This is a genomic window from Actinomadura rupiterrae (genome assembly GCF_024172125.1).
Lineage (GTDB): Bacteria > Actinomycetota > Actinomycetes > Streptosporangiales > Streptosporangiaceae > Spirillospora > Spirillospora rupiterrae.
The window spans coordinates 177,951-198,517 of sequence record NZ_JAMZEA010000006.1 but is presented as its reverse complement, the minus strand read 5'-3'; the positions used below and the strand labels follow the sequence as shown (position 1 = coordinate 198,517).

The 20,567-nt window shown below is 72.4% G+C and carries 16 protein-coding genes; 6 read left to right on the top strand and 10 right to left on the bottom strand.

What is annotated here, in order from left to right; translation table 11 throughout:
• Window positions 1-29: 29 nt before the first annotated feature.
• Entirely contained in the window at window positions 30-359 is a 330-nt protein-coding gene (locus FHU30_RS21635; RefSeq protein ID WP_253878361.1) for an SPW repeat domain-containing protein, read from the bottom strand.
• Window positions 360-539: 180 nt separating this feature from the next.
• On the opposite strand from FHU30_RS21635, the gene FHU30_RS21630 reads away from it, so the two are divergent.
• A complete protein-coding gene (locus FHU30_RS21630; RefSeq protein WP_253878360.1) occupies window positions 540-2,162 on the top strand; it encodes an adenylate/guanylate cyclase domain-containing protein in 1,623 nt (540 codons plus the stop codon).
• 303 nt (window positions 2,163-2,465) lie between these two features.
• Here the strand turns inward: FHU30_RS21630 and FHU30_RS21625 are convergent, their stop codons facing one another.
• From FHU30_RS21625 to FHU30_RS21605, 5 genes are all read right to left on the bottom strand, one after another.
• A complete protein-coding gene (locus FHU30_RS21625; protein ID WP_253878358.1) occupies window positions 2,466-3,218 on the bottom strand; it encodes a hypothetical protein in 753 nt (250 codons plus the stop codon).
• 165 nt (window positions 3,219-3,383) lie between these two features.
• Window positions 3,384-4,013 carry an MBL fold metallo-hydrolase gene (locus FHU30_RS21620; RefSeq protein ID WP_372503929.1) on the bottom strand — a complete coding sequence of 210 codons (630 nt, stop codon included), beginning with the start codon at window positions 4,011-4,013 and terminating at the stop codon, window positions 3,384-3,386.
• A complete protein-coding gene (locus tag FHU30_RS21615; RefSeq protein WP_253878356.1) occupies window positions 4,013-5,098 on the bottom strand; it encodes an S-(hydroxymethyl)mycothiol dehydrogenase in 1,086 nt (361 codons plus the stop codon). The genes FHU30_RS21620 and FHU30_RS21615 overlap by 1 nt, the downstream gene beginning before the upstream one ends.
• A 95-nt stretch (window positions 5,099-5,193) precedes the next feature.
• Window positions 5,194-5,868, bottom strand: coding sequence for a response regulator (locus FHU30_RS21610; protein WP_253878354.1), 675 nt, complete (start codon window positions 5,866-5,868; stop codon window positions 5,194-5,196).
• On the bottom strand, window positions 5,865-7,427 hold the full coding sequence (locus tag FHU30_RS21605; RefSeq protein ID WP_253878352.1) for a sensor histidine kinase: 1,563 nt from the start codon (window positions 7,425-7,427) through the stop codon (window positions 5,865-5,867). Before FHU30_RS21605 ends, FHU30_RS21610 begins: the two co-directional genes overlap by 4 nt.
• A 162-nt stretch (window positions 7,428-7,589) precedes the next feature.
• Here FHU30_RS21605 and FHU30_RS21600 point away from each other — a divergent pair, with 162 nt between their 5' ends.
• The 4 genes from FHU30_RS21600 to FHU30_RS21585 all read left to right on the top strand — a co-directional run bounded on the left by FHU30_RS21600 (window position 7,590) and on the right by FHU30_RS21585 (window position 11,594).
• Window positions 7,590-8,765, top strand: coding sequence for a glycosyltransferase 87 family protein (locus FHU30_RS21600; RefSeq protein WP_253878350.1), 1,176 nt, complete (start codon window positions 7,590-7,592; stop codon window positions 8,763-8,765).
• Between the two features lie 21 nt (window positions 8,766-8,786).
• Window positions 8,787-9,653, top strand: coding sequence for an SCO6745 family protein (locus FHU30_RS21595; RefSeq protein WP_253878348.1), 867 nt, complete (start codon window positions 8,787-8,789; stop codon window positions 9,651-9,653).
• Window positions 9,654-9,727: 74 nt separating this feature from the next.
• Window positions 9,728-10,975 carry a lipase family protein gene (locus FHU30_RS21590; RefSeq protein WP_253878346.1) on the top strand — a complete coding sequence of 416 codons (1,248 nt, stop codon included), beginning with the start codon at window positions 9,728-9,730 and terminating at the stop codon, window positions 10,973-10,975.
• Window positions 10,976-11,204: 229 nt separating this feature from the next.
• Window positions 11,205-11,594 carry a hypothetical protein gene (locus tag FHU30_RS21585; RefSeq protein WP_253878344.1) on the top strand — a complete coding sequence of 130 codons (390 nt, stop codon included), beginning with the start codon at window positions 11,205-11,207 and terminating at the stop codon, window positions 11,592-11,594.
• A gap of 381 nt (window positions 11,595-11,975) precedes the next feature.
• Here the strand turns inward: FHU30_RS21585 and FHU30_RS21580 are convergent, their stop codons facing one another.
• The 3 genes from FHU30_RS21580 to FHU30_RS21570 form a co-directional block, all read right to left on the bottom strand.
• Complete coding sequence (locus FHU30_RS21580) at window positions 11,976-14,348, bottom strand: ATP-binding protein (protein ID WP_253878342.1); 2,373 nt, start codon at window positions 14,346-14,348, stop codon at window positions 11,976-11,978.
• Window positions 14,349-14,593: 245 nt separating this feature from the next.
• Window positions 14,594-15,886 (bottom strand): preprotein translocase subunit SecY, encoded by a 1,293-nt coding sequence (secY, locus tag FHU30_RS21575; RefSeq protein WP_253878340.1) that lies wholly within the window; start codon window positions 15,884-15,886, stop codon window positions 14,594-14,596.
• Between the two features lie 66 nt (window positions 15,887-15,952).
• Window positions 15,953-16,438 carry a hypothetical protein gene (locus FHU30_RS21570; protein WP_253878338.1) on the bottom strand — a complete coding sequence of 162 codons (486 nt, stop codon included), beginning with the start codon at window positions 16,436-16,438 and terminating at the stop codon, window positions 15,953-15,955.
• Window positions 16,439-16,588: 150 nt separating this feature from the next.
• On the opposite strand from FHU30_RS21570, the gene FHU30_RS21565 reads away from it, so the two are divergent.
• Window positions 16,589-17,641 (top strand): WD40/YVTN/BNR-like repeat-containing protein, encoded by a 1,053-nt coding sequence (locus tag FHU30_RS21565; RefSeq protein ID WP_253878336.1) that lies wholly within the window; start codon window positions 16,589-16,591, stop codon window positions 17,639-17,641.
• A gap of 1,398 nt (window positions 17,642-19,039) precedes the next feature.
• Here FHU30_RS21565 and FHU30_RS21560 read toward each other — a convergent pair.
• On the bottom strand, window positions 19,040-20,416 hold the full coding sequence (locus FHU30_RS21560; RefSeq protein ID WP_253878334.1) for an aminotransferase class V-fold PLP-dependent enzyme: 1,377 nt from the start codon (window positions 20,414-20,416) through the stop codon (window positions 19,040-19,042).
• Window positions 20,417-20,567: the final 151 nt, after the last annotated feature.

Sequence of the window (20,567 nt, the reverse complement as noted above, 5' to 3'; positions counted from 1 at the left end):
CCTCCCCTGCGGGCGGCCCCCGCCGGTGGTCAGTGTTTTGCGGTGCGGGCGCGGTAGGCGACCCACAGGCCGACGATAGTCGCGGCGCCGCCTGCGATCCATGCCGTCCAGGCGGCGGGGTGGTGGGCGTCGTACTGCCAGGCCCAGGGGGAGATGAAGATCAGGAGGGCGAACGCCGTGGTGGTCCAGGCGGTGGCGCCGACCGAGCCGAGGAGCGGGTACAGGCCCGCGACCATGAGCAGGGCGCCGAGGACCATGAGCGGCAGGCGGCCGTAGCCGTCGGTCCACAGGTCGGGGGCGACGAGCGCGGCCAGTCCGGCGGCGAACGCGACGGCGTCCTCCCATGCCGGCTTGCCCATGAGGAACCTCCGGGGAGATGGGCGGTGTGTCCGGACTGAAGGGATGCCCTGACTGACCGACCGGTCAACCCGGCGCGAACGCCATACCGCTGTGTCCGGATTGTCATATTTCCATGGCGGACAGTGAGGGACGACTGTGATGTACGGAACACCTGGGACGACCGGATACGCTCCACCTTCGTGGGGAGCGATGCGGTGGACGAGGGCGCGGGACGGCGTGCCCGCGCGCCCATCGGCGTCCTCCGGCGGCTGATCGACGGCTGGCCCGAGGACTCCCGCCCGCAGATCGCCCGCCGGGCCCGCGTCCTGGTGACCCTCGCCACCGGCCTCGCCAACCTCGGCGGCGCGCTGGTGGTGCTGGTGTTCACGCTGATCGTTCCCAATCCGGGCGGCCAGTCGCCGCACCGGATGCAGGCCGTCAACGTCTGGGTGTTCACCGCCTACGTGGTGCTCGCCGTGCCGGTCGGGCTGCTGCTCGGCGAGCGGTTCTTCCGGCGCGTCCGCCGCCTGGTGGACAAGCACGAGGAGCCGGACCGGCGCGAGCGCGCCCTGCTGCTGTACGGGCCGCTGCGGCTGATGGCCGTCCACCTCACGCTCTGGGCGGTCGGGACGGTCGGCTGGGTGCTTATCAACCTGCCGTTCTCCGCGCTGGTCGCGGTCAAGCTCGGCCTGACGAGCCTGCTCGGCGGGCTCACCACCTGCACGATCGTCTACCTGCTCGCCGAGCGGCTGCTGCGCCGCTCGGTGACCACCGCGCTGCGCGCCGGGACGCCGCGCCGCACCGGGCTGCCCGGCGTCGTCGCGCGTTCCGTGCTGGCCTGGGCGCTCGGCACCGCGGTGCCGATCCTCGGGCTGATCGTCCTCGCGGTCGGCTCGTTCGTGCTGAACCGGGTCACCGTGCACTCGTTCGCGGTCGCGGTGCTCGCGCTCGGCGGGACGGCCCTGGTCGTCGGGCTCGGCGTCACCTACGGCGCGGCGCGCGCGATCGCCGACCCGGTCGAGTCGGTGCGGCTCGGCCTGGCCCGCATCCGGGGCGGTGACCTGGACGTCGAGGTCCCCGTCTACGACGCCAGCGAGGTCGGCCTGCTGCAGGCCGGGTTCAACCACATGGCGGCCGGGCTGCGCGAGCACGAGCGGCTCCAGGACCTGTTCGGACGCCAGGTCGGCGAGGACGCGGCGCGCGTCGCGCTGGAGCACGGCGTGGACCTCGGCGGTGAGATGCGCGAGGTCGCGGTGCTGTTCGTGGACGTCATCGGGTCCACCCGGCTCGCCGCCGAGCGCCCGCCGACCGAGGTCGTCGCGCTGCTGAACGACTTCTTCGCCGTCGTCGTCGAGGTGGTCGGACGGCACGGCGGCTGGATCAACAAGTTCGAGGGCGACGCCGCGCTGGCGATCTTCGGCGCGCCGCTGGACCTGCCCGGCGCCGCGGGCCGCGCGCTCGCCGCCGGACGCGAGCTGGCCGCCCGGCTCCAGGACGAGGTCCCCGGCCTGTCGGCGGCCGTCGGCGTCTCCGCGGGCGAGGCCGTCGCCGGACACATCGGAGCCGAGGAGCGCTTCGAGTACACCGTGATCGGCGACCCGGTGAACGAGGCCGCCCGCCTCACCGACCTGGCCAAGGGACGTCCCGACCGCGTCCTCGCCGCCGCGACCGTCGTCGAGAGCGCCGACCCCGAGGAGGCCGGCCGCTGGGAACTCGGCGAGGAGATCCTCCTGCGCGGCCGCATCCGCCCGACCCGGCTCGCCTCCCCACGCCCCCCGGACCGAACAGCAAAGCCTCTTCCGTCCTCATTCAGCCCCAACTGAACCGAACGCCTCCGCCGTCGATCAGACCCAGCTGAGCGGGGCGCCTCCACCGTCGGTCAGGCCAATTGAGCCGCCCCCGTCAATCAGCCCCGACTGTGCCGAACGCCCCGCTGTCGATCGGCCCCGGCTGGGCGGGACGGCTCCGCCGTCGATCAGGCCCAGCGCCTCCGCGCTCGATCAGCATCAAATGGGCTGAATGTCCCTGCCGTTGATCGGTCCCAACTGAGTCGAATGTCCCTGTCTTCGATCAGTTCCAACTGGGCCGTGCGTCCTCAAGGTGGCGTTGCCGAAGCGGGCGGGGCGTTAGATGGCGCCTAGGGAGGCGCCGTTGAGGGTGGTGGAGTAGCGGGAGAAGTCGGGGCCGGTTTCTTCGCCGAGGTAGACGTCCGCGTGGCGTTTGCCGCCGTAGCCGGGGCGGAAGAGGTCGGTGACCGTCCAGCGGGCCTGGCGGAAGCGGGCGCAGACGGCCGCGGGGACGCCGGTGCCGCAGTCGGTGATCACGAAGCGCTGGCCTCGGGCCAGGACGTCGCGGTCGGCGGCGGCCGACTCCCACGCCTTGAGCGGACGGCCCGCCGGGTCGCGGGTGCTGTCGTCCAGCCAGTAGCCGGTGCTGTGCGACCAGTTGAGGAAGCGGCCCTTCTGCGGGCCGGAGGTGATGCGTCCGCTGCCCTCCGTCCGGATGATGCGGAGGAAGTCGGACGGGTAGGCGCCGAGCGGCGCGTGCCCGTTCGAGCAGTGGAGCGACGGGCAGCCCTTCACGGGCGTCATCGCGCCGCCGTGCAGGCTCTCGACGGCCGTATAGTAGGTCGTCACGCGCCACGAACCGGGCTTGCCGATCGGAGTGGACGCTATCGGATCCGATGCGGGCGGCGGCGTGCTCGCGGTCGGGGACGGGGACGGCGCGAGGGCCTCGGGAGCGCCGCTCGCCACGGGCGGCTGGACGTTCTGCTGCGGGTCGAACTTGCCGGTGGACGCGCTGGACGTCCCGCATCCCGCGCCGAGCGGGCCGAGCACGAGCAAGCCGAGCGTCGCGACCATGCCGTGCCGCACCCGCATCGCACCTCCCGGAAGTCACCGGATGTTCGCCGTTACCGGTCGTTCGCGGGGGCGCGTTCCGGCCCGTCCGCCAATCGGACACTATGCCGCACCATGGCGGCCCGTCCCGGGTTCGTCAAGACGGCGGCGCCGCGCAGGGAGCCGCCGTCGAGACGAACATCCAGGTCAGTGGCCGCGTGCGATCCACTCGTCCAGGTGCGGGGCCTCATCGCCGATCGTGGTGCTGTCGCCATGCCCGGTCCGGACGACGGTCCCGGCCGGCAGCGCCAGCAGCCGCTCCCGGATCGAGGTGATGATCGTCGGGAAGTCCGAGAAGGACCGTCCCGTCGCGCCCGGCCCGCCCTGGAACAGCGTGTCACCGGAGAACACCGTGCCGAGCGACGGCGCGTACAGGCAGACCGCGCCGGGGGAATGGCCCGGAGTGTGCAGGACGGTCAGCTCCGTCCCGGCGACCTCGATCACCTGGCCGTCCGCCAGCTCGCCGGACGGCGAGGCGTCCGGATGCCGCTGCTTCCACAGCATCAGGTCGTCCGGATGCAGCAGGACGGGCGCGCCGGTACGGACGGCGAGGTCGGGCGCGGCGTCGATGTGGTCGTCGTGCCCGTGCGTGGACACGATCGCGACGAGCCGCCGGCCGCCGACGGCCGCGGCGATCGCGTCCGCGTCATGTGCGGCGTCGATGACCACGCACTCCTCGTCGTCCCCGACGATCCAGACGTTGTTGTCGACCTCCCAGGTCCCGCCGTCCAGGGAGAACGTGCCGGACGTGACGACCTGGTCGATCCGCGCGGCCATCAGAACACCACCACCGAGCGCAGCACGTCGCCGTGGTGCATCTTCTCGAACGCGGCCTCCACGCCGTCCAGCGGGATGGTCTCGGAGACGAACGCGCCCAGGTCCAGGCGGCCCTGCAGGTACAGGTCGATGAGCATCGGGAAGTCGCGGGACGGCAGGCAGTCGCCATACCAGGACGACTTGAGCGAACCGCCGCGCCCGAACACGTCCAGCAGCGGCAGCTCCAGCGTCATCTCGGGCGTCGGGACGCCGACGAGCACGACCGTCCCGGCGAGGTCGCGGGCGTAGAACGCCTGCCTGTAGGTCTCCGGGACGCCGACCGCGTCGATCACCACGTCCGCGCCGAACCCGCCGGTCAGCTCCTGGACGGCCTCGACCACATCGATGCCCGTGCCGTTCACCGCGTGCGTCGCGCCGAGCTCCTTGGCGGTGGCGAGCTTGCGGTCGTCGAGGTCGACGGCGATGATCCGCGCCGCTCCGGCGAGCCGGGCGCCGAGCACCGCCGCCGCGCCGACCCCGCCGCAGCCGATCACGGCGACGCTGTCCCCGCGTCCGACGTTCCCGGTGTTGATCGCCGCGCCGAGGCCCGCCATGACCCCGCAGCCCAGCAGCCCCGCCACCTCGGGCTTCGCCGCCGGATCGACCCGGGTGCACTGCCCGGCCGCGACGAGCGTCTTGTCGGCGAACGCGCCGATGCCGAGCGCGGGGGACAGCTCCGTCCCGTCCTCAAGGGTCATCTTCTGCTTGGCGTTGTGGGTGTTGAAGCAGTACCAGGGACGGCCGCGCAGGCACGCCCGGCACTGCCCGCACACCGCGCGCCAGTTCAGGATCACGAAGTCGCCCGGCGCGACCTCCGTGACCCCCTCGCCGACCGACTCGACCACCCCGGCGGCCTCGTGGCCGAGCAGGAACGGGAAGTCGTCGTTGATGCCGCCTTCGCGGTAGTGCAGGTCGGTATGGCAGACCCCGCACGCCTGCACCTGGACCACCGCCTCGCCCGGCCCGGGGTCCGGGATCGTGATGGTCTCGATCCGCACCGGCTGCCCCTTGCCCGGTGCGATGACCCCGCGTACCTGCTGCGCCATCCTCGCCGCCTCCTGTCGGGTGTGATCCTGTCGCTCCGACCCTAACCGGGACCCGTCGCCCGTTTGCCCAGCTCCCCGCCCGAACCGCCGCGAGCTCAGGTCGAGGGGGCGACCAGGCCGGCGTTGTAGGCGATGATGACGAGCTGGACGCGGTCGCGGGCGTCGAGCTTGGTGAGCAGCCGCGCGACGTGGGCCTTCGCGGTGGCGACGCTGATGGAGAGCCGCTCGGCGATCTCGGCGTTGGACAGCCCGCGTCCCACCAGGGTGAGCACCTCGCGCTCGCGTTCGGTCACCGCGGACAGCGCGGCCGGGCGTCCGGCCGAGGACGGCTCGGGCCGGGCGGCGAAGTCGGCGATCAGGCGGCGGGTCACGCCGGGCGCGAGGAGCGCCTCGCCGGCCGCGACCACGCGGACCGCCGCGAGGATGTCCTCCAGCGCCATGTCCTTGACCAGGAAGCCGCTCGCGCCCGCGCGCAGCGCGCCGTAGACGTACTCGTCGTCGTCGAACGTGGTCAGCATCAGGACGCGCGCGGTCGCGGCCCGGGTGATGCGGCGGGTCGCCTCGATGCCGTCCATGTCCGGCATCCGGATGTCCATGACGACGACGTCCGGACGCCGCTCCTCGGCGAGCCGGACCGCCTCGGCGCCGTCGCCCGCCTCGCCGACGACCGCGAGATCGGGGCAGTCGGCGATGAGCACCCGAAGCCCGGCGCGGATCAGCGGCTGGTCGTCGGCCAGCAGCACACGGACCGCCCCGTCGGCCCCACTCACCGAACCACCCGAACCCGCCCCGAGAACGCGCTTTGCGTCGCGGACGAGCCTTGCGCCGCGGACGGGTCTTGCGCCGGGGACGAGGCTTGCGCCGGGGGCGGCACCTGCGTCGGGGACGGGCCCTGCGTCGGGTACGGAGCCTGCGCCGGGGACGGGCCTTGCGTCGAGGACGGGCCCTGCGCAGGGGACGGGCCTTGCGTCGGGGTTGGGGCTTGCGTCGAGGACGGGGCTTGCGTCGGGGGTGCGGTTCGCGGTGGGACGGGGATGTGGGCGGTGACCTGGAAGCCGCCTTCGGGATGCGGGCCGGCGGTCAGGTCGCCGCGCAGCAGGGCCGCCCGTTCGCGCATGCCGACGATGCCGAAGCCGCCGCTGTCGCCGGACGTTCCGCCCGTCCCGTCGTCCTTTACCGTGACGGTCAGCTCGTCCTCCCCGAATCCGATGGTCACGCGGCACAGGTCGGCGCGCGCGTGCCGGACGACGTTCGTCATCGCCTCCTGGACGATCCGGAACACCGACAGGTCGATCTCCGGTGGCAGCGGCCGCCGCTCGCCCTCCCAGCGGACCTCGACACGGAGGCCCGTGTCGCGGGTGGCGGCGACGAGCCTTTCGAGATCGGCCAGGCCCGGCGCCGGTTCGAGTGGTGCGGGCGCCGGGACACCGTCCTCCCCGTTGCCCTCGCCGGATTCCCGCAGCGTGACAAGCATCCGGCGAAGCCCGGCGAGGGTCTCGCGGCTGGTCGCCTCGATGGCGGCGAGCGCGTTGCGCGCCTCGTCCGGCTGGGTGTCGATGACCCGTCCGCCGACCCCCGCCTGGATCGCCACGATCCCGATGCTGTGCGCGACCATGTCGTGCAACTCGCGGGCGATCCGCAGGCGCTCGGCGGCGAGCGCGCGCTCGGTCTCCCGCGTGCGAAGCTCGACGACGTGCTCGCGCCGCTCGCGCATCATCCGCGCCGTGGTCATCGCCGCGAGGAACCCGAGCACCGCCACGGCGATGGCCTGCACCTGGTTCTCCGGGCCGGGCGGCAGGGCGGCGGCGACCGCCAACTGGGCGGTGAAGACGATCGAGCAGGCGATGGTCCTCGTCCGGCGGGGCCTGTGCAGGGCGATGTAGGCGAGCGCCACGTCGTCGATGAGCAGCTTGGTATAGCCGGTGCCCCAGGTGATGTGCTCGGCGAAGGCGACGAGCCACCCGAGGAGCAGCAGGAAGACGACCGCCGGGGTGCGGCGGCGGAGCAGCAGCGCGGGCACCGCCATCAGCACGGCCGGAATCATGATCGCCTGGGAGATCTCCCTCGGCTGCCTGTGCAGCTCCAGATCCAGCAGCATCGCGAAGAACACGACGCTGAGCCACGCCAGCACCGACATCGTGGCGCGCCGCAGGAACGCGACCGCACCCGCCCGCCCCGCCGGACCGTCCGGTCGTGCGCTCGGCTCGTCCGACCGTCGTGCGCCCGGTTCGCCCGACCGTCGTGCGCTCGGCTCGTCCGACCGGCTCCAGCGGGCGTCCGGACGGGCCGGTGGCGCGTGGGGGTGCTGGTCAGCGGGCTCGGGGGGCATGTCGCGATCGTAACCGGATGCGGCGTTCGCGGGTATTAGCCGCCGGGCGTACGCCCACGGGCTACCCGGGGCGCGCGGATTGTGGCCGGTGGCCCGACGACGCGGCGGGTGGGCGCGGGCGATCTTTGCGGCATGAAAATGTTCGTCCGTATCGTGCTGGCCGTGGAAATCGTGGCCCTGGCGGTCTGGTCCGTCCTCTGGGACTCGCTCGATTTCCGTATCTATCGGCTGGGCGGGGGAGTCGTCACAGAAGGGACGCGCCTCTACACCGAGCAGCTCGCCGCGCATTGGTACACCAATACGCCGTTCTTCGCGCTGCTCTGCGCGCCGCTTTCCGAACTGCCTCTCGCGGCGTCGCGCGTGGCCTGGCAGTTCGCCTCGCTGGCGGCGCTGGTCTGGGCGTGCGCGGGCATCCTGGAGCTGGCCGGACGACCCGTCTCACGGAACACGGTCGCTGCCATCGTCGCTATCGCGATACCGCTGGCGCCCGTCTATCACACCTTTTTCGAAGGCCAGGTCAACCTCTTCCTGCTCGCTCTTGTCATCGCTGACATCAGAGCCATCAAGCGCGGCGGGATGGCCGGTCTCGGAATCGGCATCGCAACGGCAGTGAAACTGACTCCGGGCATTTTCATCGTCCTTCTCCTGGTGACCGGACGTATCCGCGCGGCGTGCATCGCCGCCGGGACGTTCGCCGCCGCCGTCGCGGGAACCTGGCTCGTCGCGCCGGACGCCTCGCGCGTCTACTGGTCGGGGACGTTCCGCGACACCTCGCGCGTTGGCGTGACCTACATCAGCAACCAGTCGCCGTTCGGCATGCTCTCCCGGATGGTCGGCGGCCATCCGGACCGCGTCCAGAGCTGGTATCCGCTCGTCTCCATCGCGGTCGCGGGGTTCGGGCTGGCGGTCGCGGCCGCCTGGGCCCGGCGCGGGGACTGGCTGGGCGCGACGGCCGTGACCGGGACGACCGGCCTGCTCGTCTCGCCGATCTCGTGGGCGCATCACTGGGTGTGGGTGCTGCCGGTGCTGGTCCTGCTGGTCCGGGACGGGCGGCGGGTGGCGGCGGGGTGCGTGTACGTCCTGTTCGTCCTGTCCCCGCTGTGGTGGACGCCGCATGACAACACCTCGCGGGAGTGGGGGTTCCACGGCCTGATCACGCTGGTCGCCAACTGCTACCTGATCTCGGCGTTCGCGTTCCTCGCCTACGCGGCGGTCGAACTCCGCCGGACGCGGACCCGCACTCGCCCGCACTCGACCCGGTTCCCCGCGCCGCAGGAGGTCCCGCCACTCGAACTTGCCATTGACAAGACCCCGGTTCCGGAGGCATCTTGTCAGTGACAAGTTAACGGAAGGACCCTGATGCCGCTCCAGCCCGCCACCGCCCGGCAGCTCTGGCACCTCACCGAGCCCGTGCACGCCGTCCTCTACTACGCGCCCGAGGTGTTCGCCGAGGCCGCCGCGCTCGGCTACGCGACCGACACGCGCTGGCCGTCCTACTTCGCCTGGCGCGCCGCACCGCTGGGCGCGGCGGGGGCGAAGGCGGTCGGCTCGGCGTTCTACAGCTTCGCGCCGTCCATGGTCGCCGAGCACGTCCCGGCGGCCTGGCGGGTCGCCGCGCCCGGCGCCGTCCTGGACGCCCGCCTCCACGCGATGGACGCCGCCTACCGAACCCTCCTCGGCGACGACCTCGGATCACCCGAAATCGCCGAAGCGGCCGAGCTGGCACGGACCGCCGCCGAAGCCGCCGACCTGGGCGGACGCCCCCTGGCCGCCGCCAACGCCGAACTCCCCTGGGCGGACGAGCCGCACCTCGTCCTCTGGCAGGCCGCCACGCGCCTGCGCGAGCACCGCGGCGACGGCCACGTCGCGGCCCTGCTCAACGCCGGCCTCGACCCGACCGAGGCCCTCGTCTCCTTCGCGGCGATCGGCGCGGCGGGCCGCGCGACCTTCGACAGCCGCGGCTGGAGCGAGCAGGAGTGGGCGGACGCCGCCGAACGCCTGCGCTCGCGCGGGCTGATCGACGCTGATGGCATCGCCACCGAACAGGGACGCGCCCTCCGCCAGACCGTCGAGGCCCGCACGGACGAACTCGCGCTGCGGCCCTGGACCGTCCTCGGCGAGAGGGGAGTCGAACGCTTCACCGAGGCGATCACCCCGGCCTGGGTCGCCGCCGTCGGCAGCGGCCTGCTGCCCGCCGAGAACACCCTCGGCATCGGACGTGTCTGACCCCTAGGGGTGAGGCCGGGGTTCACCAGCTCGCGCGATGTGCGTTCGGACAGCCCCGGCCGAAGCTTGTTCGTATGATCACCAAGAACATCACCGCTCTCACCCTGACCGGCGCGACCGTCGTCGGCCTCGGCTCGTTCGCCGCCGGGCCGTCGCCCTCCGCGCACTTCGGCACCCCCGCGAACGCCGAGGCGCGCGGCTCGCTCGTCTCGGCCGAGCGGTTGCGCACGCTGTCCGCCGATGACGTCCGGAAAGTGCTCGGCCAGGCCGGTTTCGACGCCTCGCCGGTGCGGAGCGGCGTGGACGCCTACCGCCTGACCTACCGGACGATCGACACGAAGGGTCGTGCTACCAACGCGTCCGGACTGTTCGTCGTGCCGCGCGACAAACGCGGCAAGCTCACCGCCGTCTCCTACACGCACGGCACCACCAGCTACAAGCCGGACGCCCCGTCCACCAGCAACACCCCCTGGGCGGTCGGACCCGCCTACACCTACGCGGGCGCCGGGTACGCCGCGGTCGCACCCGACTACCTCGGGCTCGGGACGGGCCCGGGCGTCCACCCCTGGAAGGACGTGCCGTCCGAAACGTCCGCCTCCCTGGACATGCTGCGCGCCGCCCGCGCCTTCGCGCCCCGCACCGGCCACTCGCTCGACCGGAACGTCCTGCTCACCGGCTTCTCGCAGGGCGCCTCACCCGCGCTCGGCCTGGCCCGCGCCCTGCAGAACGGCGCCGACCGGCACTTCCGCGTCAAGGCCGTCGCCCCCGTCAGCGGCGGCTACGACTTCGCCCGCGCCGAACTGCCCGCCCTGCTGGACGGCCGGCTCGACGCCAAGTCCAGCACCCTCTACGTCGCGTACCTGCTGACGTCCTGGCAGCGCATCCACGGCGGCATCTACCGGACACCGCAGGAGGTGTTCCAGTCCCCGTACGCCGAGCACGTCGAGAAGTACTTCGACGGCACGACACCCGGCCAGGAGATGTTCCGCGGCATGCCGAACCGCCTCGCCGACCTGCTGACCCCGCGCGGCTGGGCCGTCCTCCAGCACCCGTCCGGCCGCTTCGCCGCCGCCCTGCGCACCGACGGCGAGGTCTGCACCGCCTGGACGCCCCGCATGCCCGTCCGCTTCTACCGGGCCGACACCGACGAGCAGGCGACGACGCTCAACACCGACCACTGCGTCACGTCCCTCCGCACCCGAGGCGCGAACCCGCAGGTGGAGAACCTGGGCAGGCCCCTCTACCAGGGCTCTCTCCACCTGGGCACCAACGTCACCGCCCCGGGCCAGATCGTCCGCTGGTTCGCCTCCCTACCCCGCTGAGGCTGGAACCGCCGACCGTCCGCTGGCCCCGGGCCCGGCCCCACCGACGCTCGGACCTCCTCGCACTGACCGTCCGCTGGACTGGGGGCGCCGCCGCGCTGAGGCTGGACACTCTGAGCACTGATCGGACGGAGAACGGGCACGGAACGGCCTCGAAACCGAACCTTCCGTGCCCGTACGTTCCTCGCGTCCGGCCCGAACCGAGGGCCGCTCGTGAAGGGGGCAACCCATGAAGATCAGGCGAATCGCCGCCGTCGGAACGCTGGCGGCGGCCACCGCCGCGACCGCGCTGCTCACCGCGTCCGCCGCCGGCGCCTCGTCCCAGGCGTATGGCTGGGTCGCGGCGAACGGCCAGCTCTGCGTCTACCAGAACGCCGCCTACCAGGTGCGCGGCGAGGGGCACGCGAACCTCCCCGGCGTCACCTTCCGCCTCCGCAAGACCGGCGGCACGACCGTCGCCGTCTCACCCGGCGCCGTCACCGACTTCACCGGCGAAGGCCGCACGTCCCTGGGCACCTTCCTGGGCGCCGGCCAGTACCAACTCTGCGCGAACAACAACAGCCCAGGCAGCGTTTACGTCAAGCAGCTCCTCATCCTCTCCGACAACGAGTTCAACTAACCCCACTCACCACCCCGCCTCGCACCTTCCAAACCCCGCACCCCCGCACCTGCCTTCCCCACGCCTCACGCCCCCGCCCGCCCGTCCGGCCTGGTGACCTCCCGGACGCGCCCCACCCCCGCCTGAAAGCCCACACCGCGCGTCCCCGCGCGGAAGCCCCACACCGCGCGTCCCCGCGCGGAAGCCCCACACCTCGCGCCCCCGCCAGTGCCCACGCGCGGCGCTGCCCAAGCGCACGCAGCGCGCTGATCACCTGCGGTGAGCTGCCCTTACGGAAGGCGTGAGCTTTCCGTGCGTGGAAGCTCCGGGGGCGGGATTCCTCTGCGAGGAAGCTTCGCGGGCCTTGGGTTGGTTGGGTGGGCGGACGTGCCGCGGAGGGCTTCAGGTGGGTGGGCGTTCGGATTGTTCTTGGCGCCAGAGGAGGTCGGTCAGGCGGTCGATGCCGGTGGCCAGGTGGCGGCGGTAGGTGCTGGTCGGGAGTGACAGGAGTTCGGCGGCGTCGCGTTGGGTCGGGGCTGGACGCAGGTAGGTGTGGTGGAGGGCTCGGTGGGCGCGGAGGTCGCGCGGGGAGGCCGCCAGTTCGTCGGCGGCGTCCTCGATCGCGGAGCGTAGTGCTGCCTCCGGGGACATTCCCGGACGCAGAGCAAGGGAGGTCGTGAGCAGGGGGTTGTCGCGCAGGCCGTCCGCCCGGCCCAGGCCGCGGAGCGCTTCGCGGACGGCTTCGGCGAACGCGACCCTGCTGAGGGGCTCGGCTCCGGCGGCGGGAAGGGGTTCGCCGGTCTCGCGCTCGATCAGCCCGGACAGCCAGGCCAGCGGCGATTCGCGCCGCCAGTCGTGCCAGTACACGCCGTGGTGGCGTCCGCCGACCTCGAAGTCCGCCTCGGGCAGGCGTTCGTAGCCGAGTCGCGCGCAGCCGTCCGCCCAGAAGTCCGGGTCGGTGAACGGGAGGAACGTCGCCGCAAGGAACGGCGTGGACAGTGCGGCGCGTGCCATGTGCAGGGTGATGAACGTCTGGACGGGGGAGAGCGCCTGGTGAGTGTCGGCGGCCATCCAGAATCGGACGAGCTCGGCTGTTTCGTCCCCGCGAAGTGCGGCGTCCCCGGTGAGTCGGGTGAACGCGCCCAGCACTGCTGGGTCGTCGCGGCGTTCGCCCGGCGCAACCTGCTCCAGCTTCAGGACGGTGCAGAATCCAGCCGGGTCGCCGCCGTCCGCGCGGACGACCCGGAACGCGTCCGGCTGCCTCTCCTGCCAAAGGTCGAAGTACGCGGCGGACGCCTCGCCCTCGTGCCGGACGACCCAGGCGCGCAGGACAGGCCAGTCGCCGGACGCGGGCGGCGTCACCGCGAACCGGCCCTCGTCCAGACCCGCAGGTCCGGGTAGGAACCGGCCTAGCACTGACCGGTCGCGATGCAGATACACCAGGTCGAGCAGGAGCGTCTGCCGGATGGCCGGGGGCGCGCTGCGCAGCCGATCCCGCAGGTGGTCGGCCACACGGGCGCGGATCTCCTCGCGTCCGGCCGGATCACGCCAGCCCAGCTCGGCGGCCAGCACCTCGCGGACCAGATCGTGCGGGACGAGCCCGCGCGGCCCGTGCTCCACGATCGACAGGCCGCGCAGCCATTCGAAGACCGCCGCCGCGTCCGCCCGTCCGTCGTCGGCGCCGGGCCGCCTGCCGGGTTGTGGGGGATACCCGGTGGAATGTGTGCGGTAGGCGTCCGGCTGTGTGCGGAAGGCGCCAGTGAGGGCGCTGTCATCGCTGGGGACGCTGGGATCGCGCCCGTCTGGATCCAGAACGGCCGCGAGCAATGGTTCGGTGACCGTCATGACCAGCGCGCATGTCTCCAGCGCCCGTCGGTGTGCGGGTGAGGGGACGCGGTCCACGAACGCTTTGAGCAGCGTTGCCAGGACCTCTGGTTCTGCGGCGGGCGCCGGACCGTCCCGCGGAGGCAGGTCCGCGACCAGCGCCAACGCCAGCGGATGGCCGCGGGTGAACGCCAGTGCCGCGTCCCGCCGTCCGGGCGCGAGGCCGCGGCGGTCGAGCAGTTCGCCCGCTTCGTCCGCGTCCAGGTTGCGCAGCGGGAGGTCGGCCAGCAGCTCGCGCCAGCCAGGATCCGCGCGCCAGGCCGCGGACGGACGGTCCCGGTCGGCGAGCGCCACGATCCACCGGTCGGGCAGCGACGGGATCAGCTCGTCGCGAAGCCAGCGCTCCAGCGTCCGCAGCCCCTCAAAGGTGTCCACCACAAGCAGGACGTCCCCGTCCCGACCACCCGAAGCACGTGCATCCTGTCCCGGCGCGACGTTGGTGTCCATGCCGGACGGGACGGCACCGTTCCGTCCAAGCGGCAGGCCGTCGCCGTCTCTATCCGACATGACGGCGCCGTCGCCAATGGACGGGACGGGACCGACCCGTTCTGACGGCAAGCCATTGCGGTCTCGTTCTACTGCGAGGCCGCCAACCCTGATGGACGGAACGGTACCGTAACGTTCTAACGAAAGTGCCGCGAGGACGGCGGACGCGTCGGCGGGTGTCTCTCGGCCGTCCAGCCAGATGGTCCGTCGTCCGGCGCGTCCGGCGAGCCAGGCGAACTGGCGCAACAGCGCGGTCTTGCCTATCCCGCCCGGGCCGTGGACGAACAGCACCCGCGCGTCGTCCGTGCCCGCGAGCACGGCCCGGAACCGGGCCAGTTCCGCCCGCCGCCCTACGAATCCCCGCCGCCGGGCCTCGTCGAGCCGGTCCACCAGTCGTGCGGTCACGCCGCCATCATGAACCGCCCCGCCACGCCGAGGAAGCGCCAGACCAGAACGGTTCCGGAATTCGCGCCGACCGTCTGCCCCACGGGCTGTCGCATGGCCGTACCCGCGCCGCCCGGACCCTCGCGCGGCGAGACGCGCACGGTCTGGCCTCGGCCGTAGGTCGTGAGCGCAGGGAAACGAAACCGCCCCGGCACGGGGAACCGTGACCGGGGCGGATGCGGAAGGAAAGCGCGGCGGCTGGTGCGTTAGCGCAGGAAGCCTTCGTAGTTGCGCTGCTGGAGTTGGGATTCGATCTGCTTCACCGTGTCCAGTCCGACGCCGACGACGATCAGGATGCTCGTCCCGCCGAAGGGGAAGTTCTGCGTGGCGTTCAGCAACGCGAACGCGACCATCGGGATCAGCGCCACCAAGCCCAGGTAGAGCGCGCCGGGCGTCGTGATGCGGGTGAGGACGTAGTCGAGGTACTCGGCGGTCGGGCGTCCGGGGCGGATGCCGGGGATGAACCCGCCGTACTTCTTCATGTTGTCGGCGACTTCAGTGGGGTTGAAGGTGATCGCGACGTAGAAGTAGGTGAAGAAGATGATGAAGACGAAGAAGATCGCCATGTGCCACGGGTTGTCCTGCTTGAGGTACGGCTGGACCTTCTGCAGCCAGTGCACATTCGGCCACAGCTGGGTCGCCAGCACCGGCAGGTACAAAAGCGACGAGGCGAAGATCACCGGGATGATGCCGGCCTGGTTGACCTTCAGCGGGATGTAGGTCGAGGTCCCGCCGTACATCCGCCGGCCGACCATCCGCTTGGCGTACTGCACCGGGATCCGGCGCTGCGCCTGCTCCACGAACACCACACCCGCCATGATCGCCAACCCGACGACGATCACCAGCGTGAACACGAACCCGCCCTTGGCCTTGTAGATCGACCAGAACTGGGACGGGAACACCGCCACGACCTGCGTGAAGATCAGGATCGACATGCCGTTGCCGACACCCCGGTCGGTGACCAGCTCACCCAGCCACATGATCACCGCGGTGCCCGCGACCATGCAGATCACCATCGTGATGATCGGGAAGATCCCGGTCTTGTACAGGATGTCGGCGCCCGAGCTGCCCTGGAACAGGTTCCCGGTCGAGGCCATCGCCACGATCCCGGTGCCCTGCAGGATCGCCAACCCGACCGTCAGGTACCGGGTGTACTGGGTGATCTTGGTGGTGCCGGCCTGGCCCTCCTTCTTCAGGGCCTCCAGCCGCGGGATCACCACCGTCAACAGCTGCAGGATGATCGAGGCGGTGATGTAGGGCATGATGCCCAGCGCGAACACCGACAGCTTCAGCAGCGCGCCACCGGAGAACAGGTCCACCAGACCATAAAGCTGGTTGGACTTCTTCGCGGCGTCCGCCGTGGACTTCAGGACGGAGACGTTGACGTTCGGGGTCGGCAGGTTCTGGCCGATCCGGAACACCACGATCATGAAGATCGTGAAGAGCAGTTTCTTGCGTAGGTCCGGGGTTCTGAACGCCCGGGCAAAGGCCGTGAGCACGGTGGGGCTCCATACGGATCAAGCCGCGCCGCCTCTCCTCGGCGGCCGCGGACGGGAATCGGGCTGCTACAGATCCGTGCTGGAGGGCGGTCCGCGAACGGGGTCGGTCTCGCCGAAGGCCCCCGACGGCGGACGCTGGTCACGAGCCGTCGAGAGGACGGCCCGGACGCCGCGCGCCGGAGCCGCGTCCGGACCCGGACCCGCCGTCCGCACGACGGCCTGGACGGCCGACGCCTCGGGCAGGGCCGCTGGGACGCTCTGCTTCCCCTGGTGACGCGACAGGACGGCCGCGTAGTACCGGTGGTAGAAGGCCGCGCCCGCCCGGAGCGCCTCGCTCCGCTGGGCCGCGCGCTGCCGGTCGCAGTGCTGGTCGGGGGCGTGCCGTCCGGCGGCCGCGCACTCCTGCCCGGCGACACCGGACGAGGTGGCGGAACTGTCCGGCGACACGCCGGCCATGCCGCCCGGAAGCGCGGACGCGACGGTCGTGACGAGCCCGAACAGGCCCGCCAGGAGCATGAGCAGCCTGCGGTGACGTGGCGTCGTGCCCTCCACGTACCTCCCCCGTCCGCTCGCGTGCCGTCCAGCGCACACCTTAGTGGCGGCCGGGAGCACCGTCCACACGGCCGACCCGACCGCGCGGCCCCGGTTTCGCGGCGATCATGGGCCTGGACGGGGCGATCCCGCTTCGCTACCTTCCGCGCCATGACTCTGACGCGGAAGATCGTCCGGAAACTCCCGATCGCGGGCCTGGCGGCGGCGACCCTGGCCGCGGGCCTCGGCGGGACGGCGCACGCGGGGACCCCGCACCTCGGATGGAAGATCACCGACACCGGCGTCCAGGCGCGGTTCCGCGGCCTGGCGGCCGTCGACCGGCACACCGCCTGGGCCGCGGGCAGCGGCGGGACCGTCCTGCGCACGGTGGACGGCGGCCGCACCTGGGCCAAGGTCGCCCCTGCGGACGCGGCGGGCCTGGAGTTCCGCGACGTCGAGGCGTTCGACGCCGACCACGCCGTCGTGCTGGCCATCGGCGAGGGCGACGCGTCCCGCGTCTACCGGACGTCCGACGGCGGCCGCACCTGGACCACCGGGTTCAAGAACGACGACCCGAAGGCGTTCTACGACTGCCTGACCTTCTTCGACCGCAGGCACGGCCTCGCGGTCAGCGACCCGGTGGACGGCAAGTTCAGGGTCATCTCGACCTCGGACGGCGGCCGCAGCTGGAAGGTCCTCCCGAACGCCGGCATGCCCGCCGCGCTCCCCGGCGAGGCCGCGTTCGCCGCCAGCGGCCAGTGCCTGGTCTCGCACGGCGCCCGCGACGCCTGGATCGCGACCGGCGGCGGCTCGCACTCGCGCGTCTTCCACAGCCGCGACCGCGGCCGCACCTGGACGGTCGTGGACTCGCCGCTGCCGAGCAGCGCGGCCCAGGGCGTCTTCGCACTCGCCTTCCGGGACGCCCGGCACGGCGTCGCGGTCGGCGGCGACTACCGCAAGGGCGAGCCGTCCCCGAACGCCGCCGGGACCACCGCCGACTCCGGCCGCACCTGGCGCCTCGCCCCGCGCCCGCCCGCCGAGTACCGCTCCGGTGTCACCTACTTCGGCCCCCTCCTCCTGGCCGTCGGCCCAACCGGCAGCGACCTGTCCCGCGACAACGGCCGCACCTGGACCCGCTTCGACACCGGCAGCTTCGACACCGTCTCCTGCACCCGAACCACCTGCTGGGCCTCCGGCGAAAAGGGCCGCATAGCCCACCTCTGACCCCCACCGCAACCCGCAGCTGCCCTCCCACCACCCCAACCCGCGCCCCCACCCCGCCCCCCGAGACAGCCGCGGCGCCCGTCCCAGCCCCCCGAGACGGGCGCCGCGCCCGTCCCGGGCCACCGAGATGGGAGCCGCGCTCGTCCTGGGCCGCCGAGGCGGGGGCCGCGCTCGTCCCAGCTCACCGAGATGGGGGGCGCGTTCGTCCCGGGCCGCCGAGATGAGGGCGCCCGTCCCAGGCCTGCGAGAGGGGGGCCGCGTCCGCCCTAGGCCAGCGAAGATGGGAGCCGCGCCCGCTCTGGGCCGCCAAGGCGGGGGCTGCGCTCGTCCCGGCCCACCGAGGACGGGCGCTGCGCTCGTCCCGGGCGGCCGTGGCGGGAGGCGTGCCCGTCCCAGCCCATCGAGACGGGGCCGCGCTTGTCCCGGCACGCCGAGGCGGGCGCCGCGCTCGTCCCGGGCCAGCGAGGCGGGGGCGGCGCCCGTCCCAGCCCGCCGAGGACGGGCGTCGCGTTCGTCCCGGGCCGCCGTGGCGGGGGCGTGCCCGTCCCAGCCCATCGAGACGGGGCTGCACTTGTCCCAGCCCCCCGAGGCGGGGGCTGCGGTCGTTCCGGGCCAGCGAGACGGGGGCCATGCCCGTCCCGGCCCACCGAGGACGGGCGCCGCGCTCGTTCCGGGCCGCCGTGGCGGGGGCGTGCCCGTCCCAGCCCATCGAGACGGGGCCGCGCTTGTCCCAGCACGCCGCGACGGGCGCCGCGCTCGTCCCGGGCCAGCGGGATGGGGCCCGCGCTCGTTCCAGCTCACCGTGATGAGGGGTGCATTCGTCCCGGGCCAGCGAGATGGGGGCCGCGCCCGTTCCGGGCCGCCGAGGCGGGGGCCACGTCCGCCCCAGGTCATTGAGACGGGGCCGCATGCCCTTTCCGCCGCGCCCAGGCATCCCGCCCGTGTCTGGGGGCTTCGCGAAGGTGAGGTGCGGTCGGTGATTGTTGACGCTGCTCGTAGGAGGGCTCACGTCTGTTAGAGGGTGTAACAGTTGGGAGAGGGTGCGGCGGGCGGAAGGGCCTGCAGCGTTTGAGGGACGGTGTAGCGAACCGGAGAGCCTGCAGCGTTTGACGGAGGGCGCGGCAGGACGGAGAGCTTGCACTGCTTGGGGGAGGGCGTAGTGAAACGGGCTCGCAGCGTTTGGGAGTGGTTGCAGGGGCCGGGAGCTTGCGGCGCTTGTAAGAGGGCGTAACGGCGCGGGCGCCTTGCAGCGTCTGGGGGAGGGAGTAGCGGGACGGGGGCTTCAGCGTTTGCAAGGGGGCGTAGCGGGGTCGGGAGCTGGCAGCAACCTGGGGGAGGGGGCGGTGGGCTGGGGGACTGGCAGCAGTCGGGGAGGGTGTGGCGGGGTGGGGGTGGGGGCTAGCAGTGTTTGCGGGGGGCTAGGCCGGTTGGGGCGGGGGAGCGGTCGCGGTAGGTGTCGGCGAGGAACAGGAGGAGGCGGTCCACGTCGGCGGTGTTGGAGGCGACGCCGAGGGACGCTCTGATGGCTCCTCCGGTGGGGAGGCCGAGGCGGTCCAGGTACTCGTCCAGCGTGCGGGCGCGGGTGCGGGCGGCGGCGCGTAGGAGTGGCAGCTCGATGCCGAACGCGGCCTCGCCTGCGCCCGGGTTGCAGAAGCAGCCCGTCCGGACGGAGATGCCGTGCGCGGCGGTGTCGCGGGCGACGAGCCGCTCGTCCACGATGCGTCCGTCCGCACCGAGGACGTTGAAGGCGACCGTCCCGCCGCGTCGTCGGACGCCGCGCGGCCCGTAGAGCCGGATCATCGGACGGCCCGTCCCGTGCCGGAGGGCGCCGAGGCCGTCCAGGAGCCGCGCGGTGAGGGACGTGACGTGCGCGTGGATGCGGTCCATCCCGAGTTCGGCGATCCATTCGACGCCTTCGGCGACGTCCGGGATGGCGAGGAAGTTCAGAGTGCCGTCCTCGAAAGCGCTCTCGTCGGGACTCAGCACATGCCAGCCGCCGAGTGCGCTGACCGCCTTGATCGTCCCGCCGGCGAACCAGGGGCGGCGCAGCCGGGCGAGCGCGGTGCGCCGCGCGATCAGGCAGCCGACGCCGGTCGGATAGCCGAACACCTTGTACCAGCTCACCGGCACGAAGTCGGGCTTCACGGCGGCGAGGTCGAGTTCGTTCGCGGGGACGAACGCCGCCGCGTCCAGGAGGACGTCGTATCCGCGCCGCTGCGCGAGCGTGATCCATTCCAGCGGGTGTTGCACGCCGGTGAAGTTGCTTTGCGCCGGGTACACGAACAGGCTGGGGGAGTGCCGTCGTCGCGGGAGGGCGGCCCGCACCTGCACGCCGTCCGCCCGCAGGTCACCGGGCCTTAGTGGGACGTACCGGACGTGCGCGCCGCGTGCTTTCGCGAACTCGCGGATGCCGTTCACCGAGTTGTGGTCGTCCAGCAGCATCACCAGCCGCGCCCCCAGCCGGAACGGGTACGCCTCGCCGACCAGGCGGCACGCGCCGGTCGCGTTCGGCGTGAAGACCACCGCATACTCGTCGGGATCGGCGTTGAAGAACCGCAGCACCGCCGCGCGCGCATGCTCCACGAGATCGGTGGACGCGCGCGAGGACGGGTTCTCCGAATGCGGATTCCCGAAGACACCGTGCAGGTTACGGTCATGATGACCGTCGATCAGCAGTCGTGGTGCGAGGCCCGCCCCGGTGAAGTCGAGATAGGTCTGACCCGTGTCGTCCAGCCGGGCGAACTCGCGCTTGCGCACCTCGTCGAACACGTCCATCAGGGGCACCTCCGGCACACCAGGACCTGCGCACCCTAAGACGATAAATCGCCCGAGGCGGTTCAAGTCAGCCCGCCCATCTCCCCACCGCCGACCCGCAAACCCGAACCCCCACCAAACCCGGCGCGGTGCCCCCCGCCGTCCATGGGCG

Excerpts from the sequence above, each read along its gene's own strand:
- FHU30_RS21635 (WP_253878361.1), bottom strand. The coding sequence starts at position 359 with ATGGGCAAGCCGGCATGGGAGGACGCCGTCGCGTTCGCCGCCGGACTG.
- FHU30_RS21625 (WP_253878358.1), bottom strand. The coding sequence starts at position 3,218 with ATGCGGGTGCGGCACGGCATGGTCGCGACGCTCGGCTTGCTCGTGCTC.
- FHU30_RS21620 (WP_372503929.1), bottom strand. The coding sequence starts at position 4,013 with ATGGCCGCGCGGATCGACCAGGTCGTCACGTCCGGCACGTTCTCCCTG.
- FHU30_RS21615 (WP_253878356.1), bottom strand. The coding sequence starts at position 5,098 with ATGGCGCAGCAGGTACGCGGGGTCATCGCACCGGGCAAGGGGCAGCCG.
- FHU30_RS21605 (WP_253878352.1), bottom strand. The coding sequence starts at position 7,427 with ATGCCCCCCGAGCCCGCTGACCAGCACCCCCACGCGCCACCGGCCCGT.
- FHU30_RS21595 (WP_253878348.1), top strand. The coding sequence starts at position 8,787 with ATGCCGCTCCAGCCCGCCACCGCCCGGCAGCTCTGGCACCTCACCGAG.
- FHU30_RS21590 (WP_253878346.1), top strand. The coding sequence starts at position 9,728 with ATGATCACCAAGAACATCACCGCTCTCACCCTGACCGGCGCGACCGTC.
- FHU30_RS21585 (WP_253878344.1), top strand. The coding sequence starts at position 11,205 with ATGAAGATCAGGCGAATCGCCGCCGTCGGAACGCTGGCGGCGGCCACC.
- FHU30_RS21565 (WP_253878336.1), top strand. The coding sequence starts at position 16,589 with ATGACTCTGACGCGGAAGATCGTCCGGAAACTCCCGATCGCGGGCCTG.
- FHU30_RS21560 (WP_253878334.1), bottom strand. The coding sequence starts at position 20,416 with ATGGACGTGTTCGACGAGGTGCGCAAGCGCGAGTTCGCCCGGCTGGAC.